We start from the raw sequence: 16,960 nt of genomic DNA, 5'->3' as shown, positions 1-16,960 counted from the left end.
CTTCACACCAATAGCGGGAAACTTAGTGCTAGTCCTTTGGGATTTCGATAAGACCCATGCGCGCAGCTGCAACCAGAGCCTGGACTCGGTCGCGAACATCCAGCTTAACGAAAATCTTGGCCATATGGGTTTTAACCGTGGTTTCGGAAATAGTCAGAGTTCTTGAAATCTCCGTGTTGTTCAGGCCCCGGGCGAGCAGCTTTAAAATCTCGAATTCCCGATTGGTGATTCCCAGATCATATGCCAGTTCCTGAACGTCTTGAGAATTATCCCGGTAAGCTTCGCGAACCGCAGAAACTAGATCAGAAGAAACCGACGGAGAAATGGCTGCAGTTCCCTGGTGAACGGCATGGATCGCATGAATAATTTCATCTGGTTCAGAATCTTTTACCAGGTATCCACTGGCTCCAGCGGTCAGTACCGGAACCAAATATTCGTCGGAAGAAAAGGCGGTAATTGCAAGCACTGATGGGCTGTCTTCGACAGATTTGATTGATTTAGTAGCACTAACCCCGTCCATAATTGGCATCTGCAAATCCATGAGCACAACGTCTACCTGATTGCCGCTGCAATACTCGACGGCGGCCTGCCCATTTTCAACAGAATTAACCGTTACAATTCCGGGGTCTGTTGCTAGGATTGTGCCCAACGCATGCCGAATTAGAGGTTCATCATCGACGATAAGGACCTTTATTTGTTCCATCTGATTCCTTTGATTCGATGCTGTTGGCCTCAAGTTGGCCTGTTCACCTGAAAGTATATAAGTTGACCTGATGTGGAGTTTGTTATGAAGGGTTTGAAAATGCTGGCCGTAGCAGCATTAGTACTGGCACCATTGACCGCCGTGGCAGCTCCTGCATCTGCCGCGGGCTCCCCGGCTCCTAGCAGTGGCAATGTTGCTACTCCTGCTGGCTTCGGGTCCGCCTTCTCGGAGTGGTTCTGCAACCGCTATGGCGTCGGTTGCCCATAACGCAGTTTATTTGACTTGATCATCTGAGCCGGGAATTATTCGGCATATGAATGGACGACTTAAAGGCACCCTGACCAAGCTCTTCGCTGGTCAGGGTGTCATTGTTTGGACTGGTATTGCCGTTCTGGTCGCGGTTTCCAGTAGCGAGTTCGTGACTCTGCTGGAAGACGGATTCAGTGGTTCGTCGGATATTTCGGTTCGAGGTGCCTTGCTCGGCGTTGGGCTTTGCGTGATTCTTGCGCTTGGCCTTCGATGGGTTGCCGTATCTGTCGGATTGTTTGTGGCAGTTGCCTACTTCTTCCTCACGGACAGCGCCATGTTCTTCTGGACCTTCGTTTCATTCATGATTTTTTCGGCGCTGGCAGCGACGGCCAGGGCCATGAGCGTTAGAGCCCTATTTCTTACTCTGTCCGCAGCGTGGATGGTGCAATTTGGCATCCAATCCGGGCCAGACGCTGTTCTGCTTGTTGGCCTCGCTCCATTGACTGCGATGGCATTCTTCCTGATGAGGAATATCTACTTGCTGCGCGAGAAGAACGACATTGCGCTTCAGCAAATGCAAACAGTCAAAGAGCAGACACGCCTTGCTGTCGATCGCGAGCGAAAGAACATTGCTAGGGATCTGCACGATATCGTCGCACATGACATCACCGTTGTGGCCATGCAGTCGAAGGCTGCGAAGTTCGCAAACGATGGACAGAAAGCCCTGGATGCCCTGGATATCATCGCCAAGCTGAGTACGGAGACCTTGCATGACCTGCGCTTGATGCTCAATGTCCTGAGGGCCGACGGGACCATGGCAGACCCCTTGTCCCAGGGTGTTGATAAGCCAGCCGCTACTACTGTTTATGCGCTTCAGGGCGCAGAACTTTTCGTTCAGAGGCTAAAAGAGGCAAATTTCGAGGTGACCTCCACCACTGACGAAAAAATTTCCGAATTGCCTCGTTCTGCGCAGACTGCGATTTATCGGGTCATGCAAGAAGGTACAACAAATGTGATAAAGCATGGAGCGTTGGGTGGCGAATGCACCTTCGAACTCGTCGCCAGTGGACCTGAAGCAATCTTGGAAATTACTAATCAGATAGGGAATTTTGACAAGAAGATGAGCGGGTTGCCGGAAGGTGGAACGGGCCTGATTGGCATGGGCGACAGGATGCGCGCGTTTGGTGGAAAGTTTGCAACTAGTTCCGAAGACGGTGTTTGGACCCTGCGGGCAAGTATCCCGTTCTGACCCCTGCCCTCCTACTAAAGTATGATTTCGGATTTTCGCAGGACAAGATAAGTTAGACATGTATCGGTGAAGACCGATCACCGGGAAGGTACTTGGTGGTGTTTTGCGAGTGGCATCACTAAGGATCCAAGGGTGATTAAAAGGTACGTTGCATTGCGTAAACGGACTGATCTTTCATCGGCGCTGTGCCCCCATCGCACGCCGTTGTCTGTCAGTAATGCAACGTACCTTTTATAACTTAACTCCAGCCCACGCTTCTGTGCGCTGCCTCATGTATTAGCTCGGAATGGGCTTGAGCGGCGGGGCGTTGTGCCTAAGGAGAGAAATTCCCGTCTTGAAAGCGAGTGCGCATGAGCATCCAGTCAGAAACAGCCATTTACGATTCGTTGGCCATTGGCCAGGCTGCCGCAGATCAGCAGTTCTTCGACGCTCGTAGCGCCAACTCATTCAGTGATGAACCGGTCGCTGACGATGTCCTGGATGCAATCTACGGTGCCATGAAAATGGGGCCAACGATGATGAACAATCAGCCGCTGCGCATTACCTGGATTAAGAGCCCTGAAGCGCGTCAGGCTATAGCGGGCACCATGCCTGGAAGCAACGCCTCGAAGGCCCTTTCTGCTCCTGCCCTCGCTGTACTATCTTTCGATACCGACTGGCATGAAGAATTCGAGAATTTCTTCCCCCACGCACCGGAACGCAAGGACATGTTCCAAGACGTTGAAGTCCGCACCACCGTTGGCAACAATAACGCGTGGCTGCAGGCCGGCTACTTCATTATGGCGGTCCGCGCAGCTGGCCTCGCCGCGGGCCCTATGGGCGGCTTTGATAGCAAGGCGGTAGATGCTGCGATCAACGCAGATAACAACCACAGATCTTTCCTGGTCGTAAATGTCGGCAAGCCAGGCGAGAACCCATGGTTCGATCGCCTGCCGCGGCACGACGCCGAGCTGGCTACGCGCAGCGTCTAGCCGGCGACTCAACGATAAAGGGTGCGAGAACTTGAATTAGTTCTCGCACCCTTTGGCGTTGCTGGTGAATTAAACCTCGGAAGTCTCCGCTTCTTGGGTGCCTTTCAAAACATGATCCGAAACCTTGGCCAGCGCTCGTTCCAGCGAAGAGCGCAAGACCACAGGAATCGTGATCTCGTCACTAATCTCGACAAGGCCTTCGCGTTCAAAGACGCGCAGCAGGGACTCGACCTGGGGGACAACCTCTTCAAGACTGGCAATCAGGTGATGCTGCTCGGCGGGAAGGTCATCTTCGGTCGGAACTTGCAACGCAAACTCGGCACGCGGCGGAGTCGATGATGCGGCATTGCTCAACACGCCGGCTACCATCTCGGCGATCTGCGCCCTGCCCGGCTTCTCCAGGGTGTTGATCAGGATATGCGAGTAGAGAACCTCTGCAATCAGCTCCTTGACCAAGCGGGCGCCTTGTCCGCTGGAAGCCAGCAGAGCATCGCTGAGCGACTCGGTTGGGGTTGCATTCGGTTCCTGGTAACGCAGCATGGCCGTGCCGATCAGGGCGTCCCAGTATGCCGACAGGCGTGGAATATCGGCCAGCGAAGAAACGGCAGTGCCGTCTTCCGGCTCCCACTGGGCATCCTCTGGAACGCCAGCGGATTCATCTACCTTGACGAACAGGCCCAGCGCGCTGGCTGCATCCTGCAGCGTATCTCCGGTGAGAACGCCAGCTGGGGTGGTTGGCTTGCCTTCGCCAACCCAGCTGATCAACTCGCGAGCCGCGAAAACGAAAGGCATTGCTTCGAGGCTGCCATTGGCCTCATCATCTTCGAGGTAGGGTGCCACGATAGGCGAATCGCCAGCCATGCGGGAGAGGAACTCGAAAGTCTGCTTGAAGTCATCCACGCTTCCGCCGAAATTAGCGGTCGTGCCTAGGAAAGTCAGGTAATGCTTGAGGATCGCAGCACTGGCTTCCGAAACTTCCTTGCCCAGCGACGTCAGGTGGCCCAGCTGTTCACCCAAAATCGTTGGATCCAGGGTTTTGACGTCAACACTCTTGCGTAGCTGGGCATGCACGGTCAGCAGGGTGGTTAGGCCTTCGAGCGCTGCGCGGGTCTCGCTGGCTGCCTGGCCTTCTTCGTGGAAGTGGCGGAAGAGCGAGGACTTGAACGGCTGAAGAGCTTGGCGCACTTCAGATTCAAAAGGCACGCTGCTGGCGCCGGAACGGCGGGCTGGGTGACCCTGGGCAGGCTTCTTCTTGGCTGTTTTACGTGAGGCCATGAGTGTGGTGCAGTTCCTTAGAAATGGCTGATCGGCGGGATTGGTAATTCGCTTCCCTCCAGTCTACGCAGGACGCGCTGGGGGAGAAGTTCCTGATGGGCAATAGTGATGCAGGCAATGGGGAAAGTTCCCGCGTGCGAGCAAGTCCTTGTTGAAAGTTCGGAATAGCCAATCATTTTCCGCAAAAAACACGAACCTCATGCAGGTGTGGTGGCGCTCACCGTCGAATCGTCAGAGCGCGTTGATTTTCCCCGAGGATCGCGCGACAGTGAACACATGCGGGCTCGTGTGGAGAGGCCGTCGAAATGCTAGGAGAGTGGATCATGGCTGGAGTAAACGTGCCAGATCATGTCGTTGTTGTGGGCGCTGGCTTTGTTGGCCTGTCGACCGCTTGGTACCTGCAGGAAGCGGGCATTAAAGTCACCGTCGTGGACCGTGGCGGCGTCGCGTCCGGTTCCTCCTGGGGTAACGCCGGCTGGCTGACCCCAGCCCTGACCCTGCCCATCGCGGAGCCTGCAATCTTCAAGAACGGCCTGAAGATGATGCTCGACCCGGCATCCCCGCTCTACATTCCGCTGAAAGCCGATGCCAAGTTGCTCCGCTTCCTGATCGGTTTTGCCTGGCATTCGACCCCGAAGAAGTGGGAAGAAGCCATGCGGGTCTACTCGGAAATCGGCGCAACCGGTTTGGATGCCTTCGACGAAATCGCACAGGCGACTTCGGCAGGGCCAGGCGTGCAGGAGCTGACCAAGCCAGCAGATCCATTCCTGACGGGCTTCACCTCGCTCAGCGACCGCGATGCCCTGCTGCATGAATTCGAGATGATCGAGAAGACCGGCGGCGAAGTTGAATTCGAATTGCTCAGCGGTGACGAACTGCGTGGCATCGAGCCAACCCTGTCCAATAAGGTCGCTGCCGGCGTAGCCATCAAGAACCAGCGCTACATCAACCCGCCGAAGTTCATGGAATCGCTGGCTGAATCCGTCATCGCCCGCGGCGGCGACATTATCGGCGCCTTCAACGTCACCGATGTGCGCGACAATGGCAGCTCGGTCACCGTCATCGGTTCCGAAGGCCGTTCAATCACCGCCGATCACGTGGTGCTGGCTACCGGTGCTTGGATGACCGACATGGCCAGCAAGTTCGGTGTGAACGTTGTGGTCCAGGCAGGCCGTGGCTACTCGTTCACCGTTGAGCCAGAAGACATGCCAACGCACCCGATCTACTTCCCAACCCAGCGTGTAGCCTGCACCCCGCTGGGCGATCGCTTCCGCATCGCTGGCACCATGGAGTTCCGCGACGTCAACCACAAGCTGGAGCCCAAGCGTATTGAGGCCATCGTCGCCGCTGCGACCCCGGTCTACAAGGGCATCAACTGGGAAAACCGCAAGGAAGAGTGGGTTGGCGGACGGCCATGCACCGCCGATGGCATGCCACTGGTCGGCCAGACTGGCTCTGCGCGCGTCTCAGTCGGTGGCGGCCATGGCATGTGGGGCGTTGCGCTCGGTCCACTGACCGGCAAGATCCTCGCTGCCCAGATCACCGGCCAGCAGGCCCCTTCCATTGCTCGGCACTTCAACCCGCTGCGTAAGGGTTTCTAGGCGTTTCGGTCCACACCCGGAACGAAAAAGAGAACCGGCTTGCGGTGCATCATTTCGATGCACCGCAAGCCGGTTTGTCTTTTGGGGATTCAGGACCACAATTCGCACAAGCGCTTTCGCGCCTCTCCTTGTCGTGAACGAAGGGCAGTGCCACGGGGTATCCCGGCTTGATGGCTGGGGTGCCCTTAAGATACTCGGTGCGGATCCGAATTTCAGTTCATCGGCAACCAGCCAATTTACTGGTGGCGAGTGGAAGTTCCTTCGAGGATGTGGCGATATCCCTGGGCATAGCTGGGATATTCGAGCTGTAATCCGCTAGCTAACAGTCGAGCATTATCCAGCCGCCGGTCCGCAGCCCTACGTGTCGGCGCTTCGGAGGCACTTGGCGGTACGGGTAGGTCGAGTTGCTTGGCAAGGAACTCGTAGACCTCGCCGAGCTGAGCCGGGGCGCTGTCGCTGGCCAGATACAGTTCCGCTGCCTGCTCGCCAAGAGCGGCGACATGGACTATGGCTTGGGCCAGATCATCGCGGTGGATGCGATTGGTCCAGTGCGACTGTATTGGCAGCTGCGCAGTGCCTGAGCGAACCATGTCGATCAGGCGGGTGCGTCCCGGTCCGTAAATTCCAGAGGCTCGCAAAATGGTCACTGGCAATCCGCTGCCGGCGAGCGCGATTTCGGTCTGCGCCAAGACCTTCGAAGTCTCGCGGGTTGGAGCCAACGGCGCTGATTCGTCGACCCATTGACCTGCTTCACCGCCCATGACGGCGCTGGAGGAGACGTAGATGAAACGTCGCAGCTTCGGGCAGTCCGCCGCGACGCGGGTAGCCAGCTCCTTGGCCACGTTCAAGTAGCTGCGTTGGTAGCCTTCGGCGTCGCGCGTGACGGGAACGGGGGTCAGTACCACGATGTCGGTTTCCGGGTCGATGGCCGGCCACTTAGCAGGCACGAGCAAGTCCGCGCTGTGGCCTGTGAATTGGCCAGGGAACTTGTCTGCCTGGCGGCGCCAGGCAGTGACCTCATGGCCATGGGCGTGGAAACGCAGTCCGGCTTCGGTGGCGACATCTCCGCAGCTGACCAGTAATACCTTCACGAGACTCCTTGGGTGCGTTGCAGTAGGTGGCGTGAATTCTTCTGCCTCTAGACTAGGGCTTTGGCGGGAGTCGATCGAGTTGGCCAACCGTCAAGTGGTCAAAAGCAGGAGGAGCATGGGTGCGTCAGCGCGTTGCGTGATCTTTGCTGCCGTGGTCTTCTTCTCCATGCTCGGCGAGGGCATGGCCGTTTTCGCTTTGACCCTTGCAACGGCAGACGAACTGGGGTCATGGGGCGTCACCGCATTATTCTTGGCAGGGCTGGTGCCTCCGGTGGTCTTTGCTCCTTGGGTGGGGCGCTGGGTGGACGGTTCTGCGCTTTGGCGCGTATGGATCATCAATCTAGGTCTGCACGTGCTGGTATTTGCAGCCATGGCGCTGGCCGGAAGCATCATTGCCAGCTTGGCTCTGATGTCCGTGGCCAGCGTTTGCGCAGTCGTCAACGGTGCAGTGATCTTCAAACTCATCCCACGAATCCGCGGGGGATTCAGCGTCGCCCGGACCAGCAGCTTTCTTGTGGTGGCGACCTCGCTGGCCGGCATCATTGCCCCTGCCGTTGCTTCCTTCGTTTTTGCAGCACGTGGCCTGGGTGTTGTGCTGTGGTGCGCGGCGTTAGGTTTCGTGATCCTCGCCGTGGCGGCGGTGCTGCTCTTTTCTTCGCAGCGCTCGAATCCGGATGAAACTGCTGCTTCCGCCGCGCCTACCGCGCCGCATGCGGCCGCTGCTGCACGAAGCACCGCGGTCTTGCTGCACGACTGGCGTCTGCGTGTGCTGTTGCTTCCAATGGCGGCCATTGTGTTGTTCACGGCTGCCGAGGGGGTGGCCGGGGTGTTCTATCTGCGTGAAGTGACCGCCACGGACACCGGGTACGCGGTACTGCTGGGGGCTTGGTCGCTGGGAGCTGTGGCCGGTTCGCTGGTTGGCGGCAACCAGCGGTTTGGCGCGCGCAGCGCGCTGCCGATCCTGCTCGGTGGTGCTGGAGTCGGAGCCGCAATTCTGGTTGAGGGGCTTTGGGCTAATCCTGCGGGTCTGGCTGTGGTCTTCTTACTGGGCGGAGTGGGCAACGGGCTGCATAATACTGGGGTGCGAACGGCGATCTACGACTACGTGCCAGAATCCCGGCATGGTGCGGCGTGGGCCCAGCTTCGGATGATGATCAACATCATGGTTGCGCTGGGATATCTTGTCGGGACCCCGGGGTTGTTTGTTGAGCCTGCCCAGCTGATTATCGTCTTTTCCGGTGTCGGGACGCTACTGGCTATCGCCTTGAGCCTTGTATTGCTCAAGCGCAGGAACGGACAAAGTCCTATCTCGAATCGATGAGTCGCCGCTACGCAGCATTTCGCTCCGGGGCTGTTGCCTGAACCGAGCTCAGATCACTGAAATCATGGCTCAGCGCGCGAGCCAGGCATCAGGTAAAGGAGATCCTTCCTCCAACGGTTCCAATAATTTCTGCCACCTCTGACCCGTGGTGTTGAAGTACTGTCTTGCTGAACGCAAACGGGGAGTCCGCTGGAGGTGAAGTGCTGCGCCGCAACACGATACAATCAAGTATTCGAATATTTGTACTAGCTTTCAGCAGGGAGTGGTGGGTGTGGCTGACGAACAAGAAATGATGCCTCCGGGTGCCAGCCATGGACCGGTCCAAGCGATCTCTGCAATGGGATTCCCCTCGCCAGCCCGCGATTATTTCGACGGCGGCCTGGATCTGAACCGTTTGCTGGTGCGTGACCGGGTTTCCACCTTCATCATGCGCGTCTCCGGCAACGCCATGCAATCAGCAGGAATCCATGACGGCGATGAAGTAATCGTGGACCGTTCGCTCTCCGTGCGCCATGGCTCTGTGGTAGTCGTGAACCTCAACGGGCAGATGCTGGTGCGCCGCTGGCAGATCGATGGCCAAGAAGTCGGGCTGCTCAGCGATGAATCGCCGCTGCCTGTGGTGCTGACCGAAGGCGACGAAGTCAACGCCTTCGGCGTGATTACCAGGTGCCTGCATCATGTCAATTGACTGATAATCCCGCTAAACGGGAGAAACAGCCCCTCACAAGGACTAATAATCCTCGGAGATTTCAAAGTAGTGCCTGAATCGACGCAGATGACGAGAATATACATTGACAATCTCCCGTTTAATGTCGATCCCGGCGGTCCAGTACTGCGGGAGGGTCGCGTTAAGGGAGCCTGCACGACGGCGTCGGAATAGTAGGGCGCGGAAATACCGTGGCAACGAATGCAAACGGCAGCACAAACTGTGTGGGACTGGTCATCGTCAATTCCCGAGCATGGCTGAATTGCCGTTTCGCCGGTCACGGCTGCGTTTAGACGGTTAGAGTCCCGTCGAGGAATACCTTGCCAGGGTTGAGAAGATTGTGCGGATCGAAGACTTCTTTAATTCGGCGTTGGATCGCGTATTGGGCCTGGCCGAGTTCGTCCTGCAGCCATTTGCGTTTGAGCAGCCCAACGCCGTGCTCACCGGTGAGCGTGCCGCCGAGTTCAAGCGCGGTGGCAAACAGTTCCCCAGCAGCGGACCAGACCTTCGGCGGCACATCGGTGCCGTCGAAGACGAAGGTGGGATGCAGGTTTCCGTCTCCGGCGTGGCAGGTGGTCGCGATAACGAGGCCATATTTGTCTTCGAGCCGACGGATCGCTGCGAACGCCTCGGTCATTTTGCTCCTGGGGACGGCGATATCCTCGACCAGCATGGTGCCCATCGCTTCCAGGGCTGGGAATGCGCTGCGGCGCAGGTCGAGCAGGCGCTGGGATTCTGCCGGATCGGTGGTCGTCTCGACCCTCCCACCCGCGTTGAGAGCGAGCTCGGCGATGCGTCCGGCGGTGTCTGCGGCGGCCGGTCCGTCGGATTGGATCAGCAGGTACGCGCCGCCGCTGCTGAGCAGGTCCTGGCCGGTGTACTTTGCGACGCATTCGAGAGTGCGTCCGTCCATCAGTTCCATGATGGACGGGACGAGTCCACTGGTGGTGACGGTTCCAGCGGCTGCGGCTGCTTCCTCGACCGAGTCGAAAAACGCCCCGATGGTGACCGTGTCGCCTTCCGGGACGGGCTGGAGTTTGAGGGTGGCCTCAACGATGATGCCCAGCGTCCCCTCGGATCCGATCATCAAGGCACTCAGGTCGTAGCCGGTGACGCCTTTGACCGTGCGGTGCCCGACCGAAAGTAGGGTACCGTCGGCGAGGACAACCTTAAGGGCGAGGACGGCTTCGCGTGTGACTCCGTATTTGGCGCAAAGCAGTCCGCCTGCGTTCATGGCGATGTTGCCGCCGACGGTGGAGATGTCCTTGCTGGCCGGGTCGGGGGCCCACCACAGGCGGTAATCTGCGAGAACGCTGTTGAGCTGGCAATTGAGAATACCGGGCTGAACAACTGCGAGTCGGTTCTCCGGCGAAATTTCCAGAATCCGGTCCATATCCGTCAGAGACAGGACAATCTCGCCGGCTCCTGCAACTGCGCCGCCGGCCAACCCGGTGCCGGCACCGCGGCTAACCAGGGGAACTCGAGCCGCGGAGGCAATCCGGCACACGGTCTGCACGTCCTCGATGGTTTGTGGACTGACCGCTGCCAGAGGGACACCGGCGGAACGGTGCCCTGACCGGTCGATTGTGTAGGAGGCTAGTTCTGCCGGGTCGGTATTGACCCGTCCGGGCAATGCGGACTGGAGGGCTTCAACGACATGGGTGAGTTGGGCGATGGGTATAGGGATCCTCGGGTTCGGTTTGGCAGATTCGGCGATAGGGCGGGGAAGGGGCACGGCCTTCGGGTAAGGTCTAGCGGTTTGCGTCGAGTCCAATCTCGTCTAGGTCGGCGCCTACAATCACGCGGCCGTCGTAGCCTTTCTGCGCGTCGCGCCAGCGTTCGAGCGGCCAGCCGGCCGGGACAAAGTGCGTCAGAACCAGGGTTGGCACACCTGCCCGCTGGGCGATGGACCCTACTACGTCTACGGATGTATGCGATGTAAGGAGGTGTTGGTATGCGGCCTCGTCTTCGGGGCTGCGCGGCTCGGGGTATCGTTGTGCCGCTCCTTCCGGGGCGATCACTTCGTGGACCAGGATGTCCGCTCCCCGTGCCATCCGGATGAGGTTTTCGCTCGGACCAGTGTCGCCGGAGAAAACGACGCTCCCGTCATCAGTGTCGAACCTGAAGGCCAATGCGGGGAACACAGGTGCATGGGCGACCAGCGTGGCGGAGACTTTGACCCGGTCGTCTTCATAAAAGACGAACGGCTTCATCCTGGGGTGTGGACTTTCGTTGGGATCGAGCAGGGCCTGTTCAGACAGTGGAATGTCCCGGGCATGGAACAGTTCTTGAGGCACCGGTTTTCCGCTGTCAATGGCGCGGTCATTGTAGTCGGTCGCGAACGCGCGCACGATCAGATCGACGGTCTCCTCGGTGCCTGGGGTCGGATTATCCGGTGCAACAACGGGGGGGTGCTACCTGGGATCCGGTCTTCGATGGCAGAACACCCCGGTTTCCTGGTCCCCAGATGGGTATGGGCTGCTTCTTCCGGGCCAGGCCGTTGTAGATTCCGAGGCTCAGGATGTTGGACAGATCCGCTATGTGGTCAGAATGCAGGTGGGTCACGAAGATGCCGTGCAGGGCGCTGAGGGGCTGCCGATTCTGCCAGTTCCCGAGCTTGGCGGCCATGAGGCTGGTGCCGACCCCTTCGCCGGCATCGATCAGGTAGTAACGGTCTCCCACCACCAGTGCGGATGCGATGCACTGGCGGGCAGCAGGACCCGTGCTCCAGGCTGGGCCGCCGGTTGTGCCTAAAAGGACGACCTTCGTGTGGGCAGTGGAACGCAAAGATGCCGAAGCGGCCGGCTTCGCGCAGGCGCCGAGCAGGGGAAGAACCCCGACGGCAGCGAGTCCGCCGAGCATGACCCTACGTGTTGGAGTATGTTGCTGGGAAAATATGTTGATCCTTTACTAGGTCAGGGTGCGGGCAGTACGGAAGCCGCAGTTTCCGCTCGCGGTGTCATCCGGGGCGGAGCTGCGGGCCGCGACCCGGTAACGGTTGCAGTAGGATTCATGACACAGGTAGGAACCGCCTCGCAGGCAGTGGCCAAGACCGAACGGTGGGCCCTGCGGGTCCGTGTCAGGAGAAAGCTTGTAATACTTGGGATGGAACCAGTCCTGGCACCATTCCCAAACATTTCCGGCCATATCGAACAGGCCGTAGCCGTTGGCTACGAACGAAGCGACAGGGGCGGTACCGATGTGTCCGTCGTCGCCGGTGTTCCGGTCGGGAAAGCGACCCTGCCAGATGTTGCAGCGGTGTTCCCCGTCTGGGGTGAGGTCGTTGCCCCAGGCGTAGCGCTGCCCGGTCATCCCGCCACGGGCAGCGTATTCCCATTCGGCTTCGGTGGGCAGCCGTCGTCCGGCCCAGACGCAGTAGGCCTGGGCGTCATTCCATGAAACGTGGACGACGGGATGGTCCGGAAGATCGGACCAGTGCGAGCCGAGCCCGTGCGGGTGGGCCCAGTCTGCGCCGCGGACGTTGAGCCACCATTGGGCCTCTGCAGACGTGCCGAGAATGTCTTTCCGTTCGGCTTTAGCGAGCAGGTGGAAGACTGGGGAGGCTCCGTGTCGTTCGGATTCGGTGCGATACCCGGTGGATGCGCAGAACGCTGCGAACTGCCGGTTGGTGACTGCCGTGGTGTCTAGGGCGAAGGCGGAGATCCGAACAGGATGCACTGGGGTCTCGCCGTCGGCGGGGTACCCGTCTCCGAAGGCATCGCCCATCTCGAAGGTCCCGGCGGGAATAAGAGCCTCCTCGATCCTGTGACCGTCGGGGCGGCCGGCTTCTGCCGGGGCTGGTGGACCGGAGGCGGACGGCCCCCCCGTCCCAGCCATGGGGCGGGCGGGGGTACAGCAGGAACGTCGGGTGTTCATGATGCCCGTGTCTCCGCGACCTGAGGGTTTCGGGCCTCCCCAGAGGTGGAACGGAAAGAGCGCAGGAAGAGCAGGGAAATGAGGCTGATGGCACCGCCGAGGGCCAGATAGAGCGCGACGGTCCAGGACTGTCCGCCGGAGACTTCCATGAGCAGGCTGGCGATGAAGGGGGCCAGGCCGCCGCCGAGGACGGCACCGAGGGAGTAACCGACCGAGACGCCGCTGTAGGCGACCTTGGTGGGGAAGAGCTCGACCAGGAACGCTGCCAACGGGCCGAAAACGGCGGAGGCACCGACGAACCCGATGACGAGCGCGGCGATAGCCAGCGAGGGCCGGGCGGAGTCGAGGAGGGCGAACATCGGGAACGGGTAAAGCAGGATGAACAGGGCCCCGCCCAACATGACCTTCATCCGGCCGATTTTGTCGGAGAGTCGGGCGAAGAAGAGGATCGCGACGATCATGGCGACCGAGCCGATCTGGGTGCCCTGCAGCATGAATTCGCGTTCGTACCCCAAATACTGGGTGCCGTAGGCCAGGGAATAGCTGATCAGGACCCAGACGAAGCCGTTGAAGCCGAGGTTCACACCGATGGAGACCAGGACCAGACGCCAGGACTTCTTGATGACTTCGATCATCGGGGCTTTGGCGTGGCCGTCGGATTTCTTCAGTTTCGCGAACTCGGGACTTTCGGTCACAGTGGAGCGGATGATCATGCCGACGCCGAGCAGGATGAAGCTGATCACGAACGGGATGCGCCAGCCCCAGGTGAGGAAGTTCTCTCCCGTGGCGGTGATGGTAATACCCATCACGCCGGCGGCGAGCAGCGTTCCGCCGGGGCTGCCGAGGAAGGCCCAGCTGCCGTACCAGCCGCGGCGGTGCGCGGGGGCGTGTTCGACGGCCATGAGAACCGCACCGCCCTGCTCGCCGCCGTGGAAGATACCCTGCAGCAGTCTGAGGGCCACGAGCAGCACCGGGGCCCATATCCCGACCTGGGCGTGGGTGGGCAGCAGGCCCATCAGGGTCGTGCACCCCCCGGCGCCCATCAGCGCGATAATGAGCAGCTGCTTACGGCCGACCTTGTCGCCGAAGTGACCAAAAATCATGGCACCGACGGGCCGGGCAAGGAAGCCGACGCTAAGGGTAGCGAAGGAGAACACCACACCGAGGGAAGGCGGGATGTCGGAGAAGAACACGGTGCTGAATACCAGGGCGGAGGCCACGCCGTAGATCTGGAAGTCGTAGGCCTCGATGGTAGTGCCAACTGCGGAGCCGACGGCCGCTTTACGGACCATGCGCAGCTGAGCGGGTGGGGTAGGGGTTATCTGAGACATGTGCACGCCTTTGTGAGTGACGGGAAGGGGGTGTTTTCCGGCTGCATCAGGAGGAGTTGGCCGGGGAGTAGGCCATAAGCGGCCGTTTCAGGACGGCGTCGACGCCTCCGTATGCTTCGACCCGCCGACGCTGTTCAGCGCGGATCCGTTCATCGACCAGATCCGGGTCGCAGATTTCCAGCATCGCGTTCCGGCATTCCTCAAGCTTTGACGCATACGCCGGGTCCTCCGCCAGGTCATTGTCCTCCCAAGGGTCGGTTTCCAGGTTGTAGAGCCGTTCTTCGAACCCTGTGTAGCGGACGTACTTCCAGGGGCCGCGGCGGATCATGAAAGACCCGGTGTGCGAGTTCGCAGAGTGGTATTCGCTGAACACCGTCCGCTCGCTGTCGGACGGCTCATTCGCGATGGTCAGCAGCGAACGCCCCGGCAGGTCTTCATCCTCCGGCCTTGGGTCCAGGTTGAGGGCATCGATCACGGTGGGGAACACATCCACCAGAGACACGTTCGTGGCGCACCGCTGGCCGGCCGGGACACCGGGGCCGGCGAGCATGGCAGGGATCCGGACGGAACCTTCACCCATTGTGCCCTTGAACCATAGGCCGTTGGTGCCCAACAGCTCACCGTGGTCGGAAACATATAGGACGATGGTGTTCTCCGCCTGCCCTGTCGCTTCAAGGGCATCTAAGACAAGGCCGACCTGGGCGTCCATGAAGCTGACCAGGCCGTAGTAGGACTGCACCGCGCGCAGCGTCTCCTTCCGTGATAGCGGTTCGTTCAGGCCGCAGCCGCGCCGGTAGATCTCCACCGCCGGGTGGTTATCCCACTCCAGCGGATCGTTCCGCCTAGGCATTGGCAGCAACTCGAGCGGATACAGGTCGAGGAACTCCTGGGGAACAGTGAACGGGTAATGCGGCGTGACGAAAGAGACCTTGCCCAGCCACGGCCCCTCCCCGGACGCCTTTTCCTCCAGCCACTCAACGGCCTCGGCGGCGACCGCCCGGTCAAACCTGATGTAATCGGAATCGCCGACGACGGTATCGACCAGGGCTCCGCGCAACTGGACGGCCGGCGGCTGCGCCTCACGCAGAGCATGGAACAGATCTCCCTTGCCATCCCGCACATGCAACGGCCGGCGCTGATCCGGAAAACCGGTATCATCCTGGGCTGACCGGTAATGCAGTTTGCCGATTGTCGTGGTCGGGATGCCCGCGGAGGCCGCCCGGTGTCCCCAGCTCGGTGCTTCAGATCCGAGGTACGGTGAGGCGTTGTCCGCGTTCCCTGTGCGGTGGACGAACCTGCCGGTCGCCATCGATGCGCGGGAAGGTACACAGATTGGCGAATTACAGTAGGCACCGTCAAAAACGGTGCCCCGCGTCGCCAAGGCGTCCAGATTAGGCGTTCGCGCAATATCGCTGCCGTAGGCCCCACAGGCGTACGGGACATGCTGGTCCGACATAAGGATCAAAAGGTTTGGCGACATGACTCTCCGTGATTGTGCTTGTGATCCACGCTACATAGGATGGGCTATAGTATCTAATGATTTGTTTTCATGGACTCGATAGTGAATTTTTATGGAGGGTGATGGAACGCAGGCAACTCGAATATTTCCTCGCCGTGGTCGATACGGGAAATGCCTCCGCCGCTGCGTTGGAGTTGCACGTTACCCAGCCGACAATCTCGGTCGCACTGCGAACGCTGGAGAAGGAAGTTGGCGGGCAGCTCTTCAGCCGCTCACCCGCCGGACTCATCTTGACCGCGACCGGACAAGCTCTCGTGGAACCGGCCCGCCAGGTGCTGCGCGACTTCAGCATGGCCCAGGAACGGGTCAGAGACGTCCTCGGCCTGGCCGGGGGGCATCTAGACATCGGAGCGGTGCCAGCCCTGGCCTCCGGCTGGCTCATGGAATTCATCGTCGCCTTCCGCAAAGCTCATCCGGATGTCGGGGTACGGGTGCACGCTGAGATCGACGATGAGGCCATCGCCGCGCAAGTGCGCAGCGGCCGGTTCAACCTCGGGCTAACGGTTGCCCCGCCTGCGGTGTTGGGCCTGGAAACCCGGACCGTAGGACACCAAAGACTGCAGGCCCTCATGCCACCCGGCTCCGCGAACAGCGGCGAGCCCATCGACGTCACGGAACTGGCCGCCCTCGACTTGGTCTGCATGCACCGGGACCGTTCCATCTCCCGACGCTGGTTTGAACAAGAGTTATCCCAACGAAACTTGGCGCCGAAGGTGCGGATCGAACTCGGAAGTCCCGACGGAATCCTTCCGCTTGTCGAAGCGGGTGCCGGCTTCGCGCTCTGGTGGACTCCCATGAGTGCGCGAATCGGTGACTGCATACTCAGGCCCCTGCGACCGGAACTGCGACGCCCGATAATCCTTTCTCACCGCGAGGGAGTGCTCTCCCCGGCAGCGGAAGCATTCCTGCAAATCGCAACAGGAATCCGACACACACCCCGGGCACCTTAGGTTCGAAGACATGTGCGCCGCTTTTTATGCAATTTTGATAGAAGGTAGCGTCTTGGCGATATTCATCGGGAGTGCATCCGAGAGGCCGGTCGGAATTGGCAATGCCAAGTTTTTCTGG

The 16,960-nt window shown here is 59.8% G+C and carries 15 protein-coding genes; 6 read left to right on the top strand and 9 right to left on the bottom strand.

All coding sequences use genetic code 11. The features are described 5' to 3' along the window. Window positions 1-28: 28 nt before the first annotated feature. Window positions 29-703 (bottom strand): response regulator, encoded by a 675-nt coding sequence (locus tag ACRDT3_RS05350; protein WP_431491993.1) that lies wholly within the window; start codon window positions 701-703, stop codon window positions 29-31. Window positions 704-1,016: 313 nt separating this feature from the next. On the opposite strand from ACRDT3_RS05350, the gene ACRDT3_RS05345 reads away from it, so the two are divergent. Beyond that, window positions 1,017-2,201, top strand: coding sequence for a sensor histidine kinase (locus ACRDT3_RS05345; RefSeq protein ID WP_431491992.1), 1,185 nt, complete (start codon window positions 1,017-1,019; stop codon window positions 2,199-2,201). 350 nt (window positions 2,202-2,551) lie between these two features. Further along, window positions 2,552-3,172 carry a malonic semialdehyde reductase gene (locus ACRDT3_RS05340; protein ID WP_431491991.1) on the top strand — a complete coding sequence of 207 codons (621 nt, stop codon included), beginning with the start codon at window positions 2,552-2,554 and terminating at the stop codon, window positions 3,170-3,172. A 69-nt stretch (window positions 3,173-3,241) separates the two neighbouring features. On the opposite strand, the gene ACRDT3_RS05335 is transcribed toward ACRDT3_RS05340, so the two are convergent. Beyond that, window positions 3,242-4,447, bottom strand: coding sequence for a hypothetical protein (locus ACRDT3_RS05335; RefSeq protein ID WP_431491990.1), 1,206 nt, complete (start codon window positions 4,445-4,447; stop codon window positions 3,242-3,244). 323 nt (window positions 4,448-4,770) lie between these two features. Here ACRDT3_RS05335 and ACRDT3_RS05330 point away from each other — a divergent pair, with 323 nt between their 5' ends. After that, window positions 4,771-6,048, top strand: coding sequence for an NAD(P)/FAD-dependent oxidoreductase (locus ACRDT3_RS05330; protein WP_431491989.1), 1,278 nt, complete (start codon window positions 4,771-4,773; stop codon window positions 6,046-6,048). Window positions 6,049-6,284: 236 nt separating this feature from the next. Here ACRDT3_RS05330 and ACRDT3_RS05325 read toward each other — a convergent pair whose 3' ends face one another. Further along, the gene (locus ACRDT3_RS05325; RefSeq protein ID WP_431491988.1) at window positions 6,285-7,139 is read right to left on the bottom strand and encodes an NAD-dependent epimerase/dehydratase family protein; all 855 of its coding nucleotides are present in this window, start codon (window positions 7,137-7,139) and stop codon (window positions 6,285-6,287) included. A gap of 115 nt (window positions 7,140-7,254) precedes the next feature. On the opposite strand from ACRDT3_RS05325, the gene ACRDT3_RS05320 reads away from it, so the two are divergent. Next, window positions 7,255-8,460, top strand: coding sequence for an MFS transporter (locus ACRDT3_RS05320; protein ID WP_431491987.1), 1,206 nt, complete (start codon window positions 7,255-7,257; stop codon window positions 8,458-8,460). Between the two features lie 271 nt (window positions 8,461-8,731). Beyond that, window positions 8,732-9,148 carry a LexA family protein gene (locus ACRDT3_RS05315; RefSeq protein ID WP_431491986.1) on the top strand — a complete coding sequence of 139 codons (417 nt, stop codon included), beginning with the start codon at window positions 8,732-8,734 and terminating at the stop codon, window positions 9,146-9,148. Window positions 9,149-9,455: 307 nt separating this feature from the next. On the opposite strand, the gene ACRDT3_RS05310 is transcribed toward ACRDT3_RS05315, so the two are convergent. The 6 genes from ACRDT3_RS05310 to ACRDT3_RS05285 all read right to left on the bottom strand — a co-directional run bounded on the left by ACRDT3_RS05310 (window position 9,456) and on the right by ACRDT3_RS05285 (window position 15,853). Then, window positions 9,456-10,853, bottom strand: coding sequence for an FAD-binding oxidoreductase (locus ACRDT3_RS05310; RefSeq protein WP_431492015.1), 1,398 nt, complete (start codon window positions 10,851-10,853; stop codon window positions 9,456-9,458). 64 nt (window positions 10,854-10,917) lie between these two features. After that, window positions 10,918-11,517: an MBL fold metallo-hydrolase gene (locus tag ACRDT3_RS05305; protein ID WP_431491985.1), complete on the bottom strand. Its 600-nt coding sequence runs from the start codon at window positions 11,515-11,517 to the stop codon at window positions 10,918-10,920. A gap of 37 nt (window positions 11,518-11,554) precedes the next feature. Next, window positions 11,555-12,028: an MBL fold metallo-hydrolase gene (locus ACRDT3_RS05300; RefSeq protein WP_431491984.1), complete on the bottom strand. Its 474-nt coding sequence runs from the start codon at window positions 12,026-12,028 to the stop codon at window positions 11,555-11,557. Window positions 12,029-12,076: 48 nt separating this feature from the next. Then, window positions 12,077-12,892 (bottom strand): formylglycine-generating enzyme family protein, encoded by an 816-nt coding sequence (locus tag ACRDT3_RS05295; protein ID WP_431491983.1) that lies wholly within the window; start codon window positions 12,890-12,892, stop codon window positions 12,077-12,079. 146 nt (window positions 12,893-13,038) lie between these two features. After that, window positions 13,039-14,373, bottom strand: a complete 1,335-nt coding sequence (locus ACRDT3_RS05290; RefSeq protein ID WP_431491982.1) for an MFS transporter — start codon at window positions 14,371-14,373, stop codon at window positions 13,039-13,041. A gap of 46 nt (window positions 14,374-14,419) precedes the next feature. Beyond that, window positions 14,420-15,853: a sulfatase-like hydrolase/transferase gene (locus tag ACRDT3_RS05285; RefSeq protein ID WP_431491981.1), complete on the bottom strand. Its 1,434-nt coding sequence runs from the start codon at window positions 15,851-15,853 to the stop codon at window positions 14,420-14,422. Window positions 15,854-15,954: 101 nt separating this feature from the next. Here ACRDT3_RS05285 and ACRDT3_RS05280 point away from each other — a divergent pair, with 101 nt between their 5' ends. Further along, the gene (locus tag ACRDT3_RS05280; protein ID WP_431491980.1) at window positions 15,955-16,842 is read left to right on the top strand and encodes a LysR family transcriptional regulator; all 888 of its coding nucleotides are present in this window, start codon (window positions 15,955-15,957) and stop codon (window positions 16,840-16,842) included. Window positions 16,843-16,960 lie beyond the last annotated feature (118 nt).

Origin of the sequence: Glutamicibacter sp. (assembly GCF_050701915.1) — a bacterium.
GTDB lineage: Bacteria > Actinomycetota > Actinomycetes > Actinomycetales > Micrococcaceae > Glutamicibacter.
Note: the sequence above shows the minus strand (reverse complement) of the source record. Positions and strands in the feature narration are given on the sequence as shown.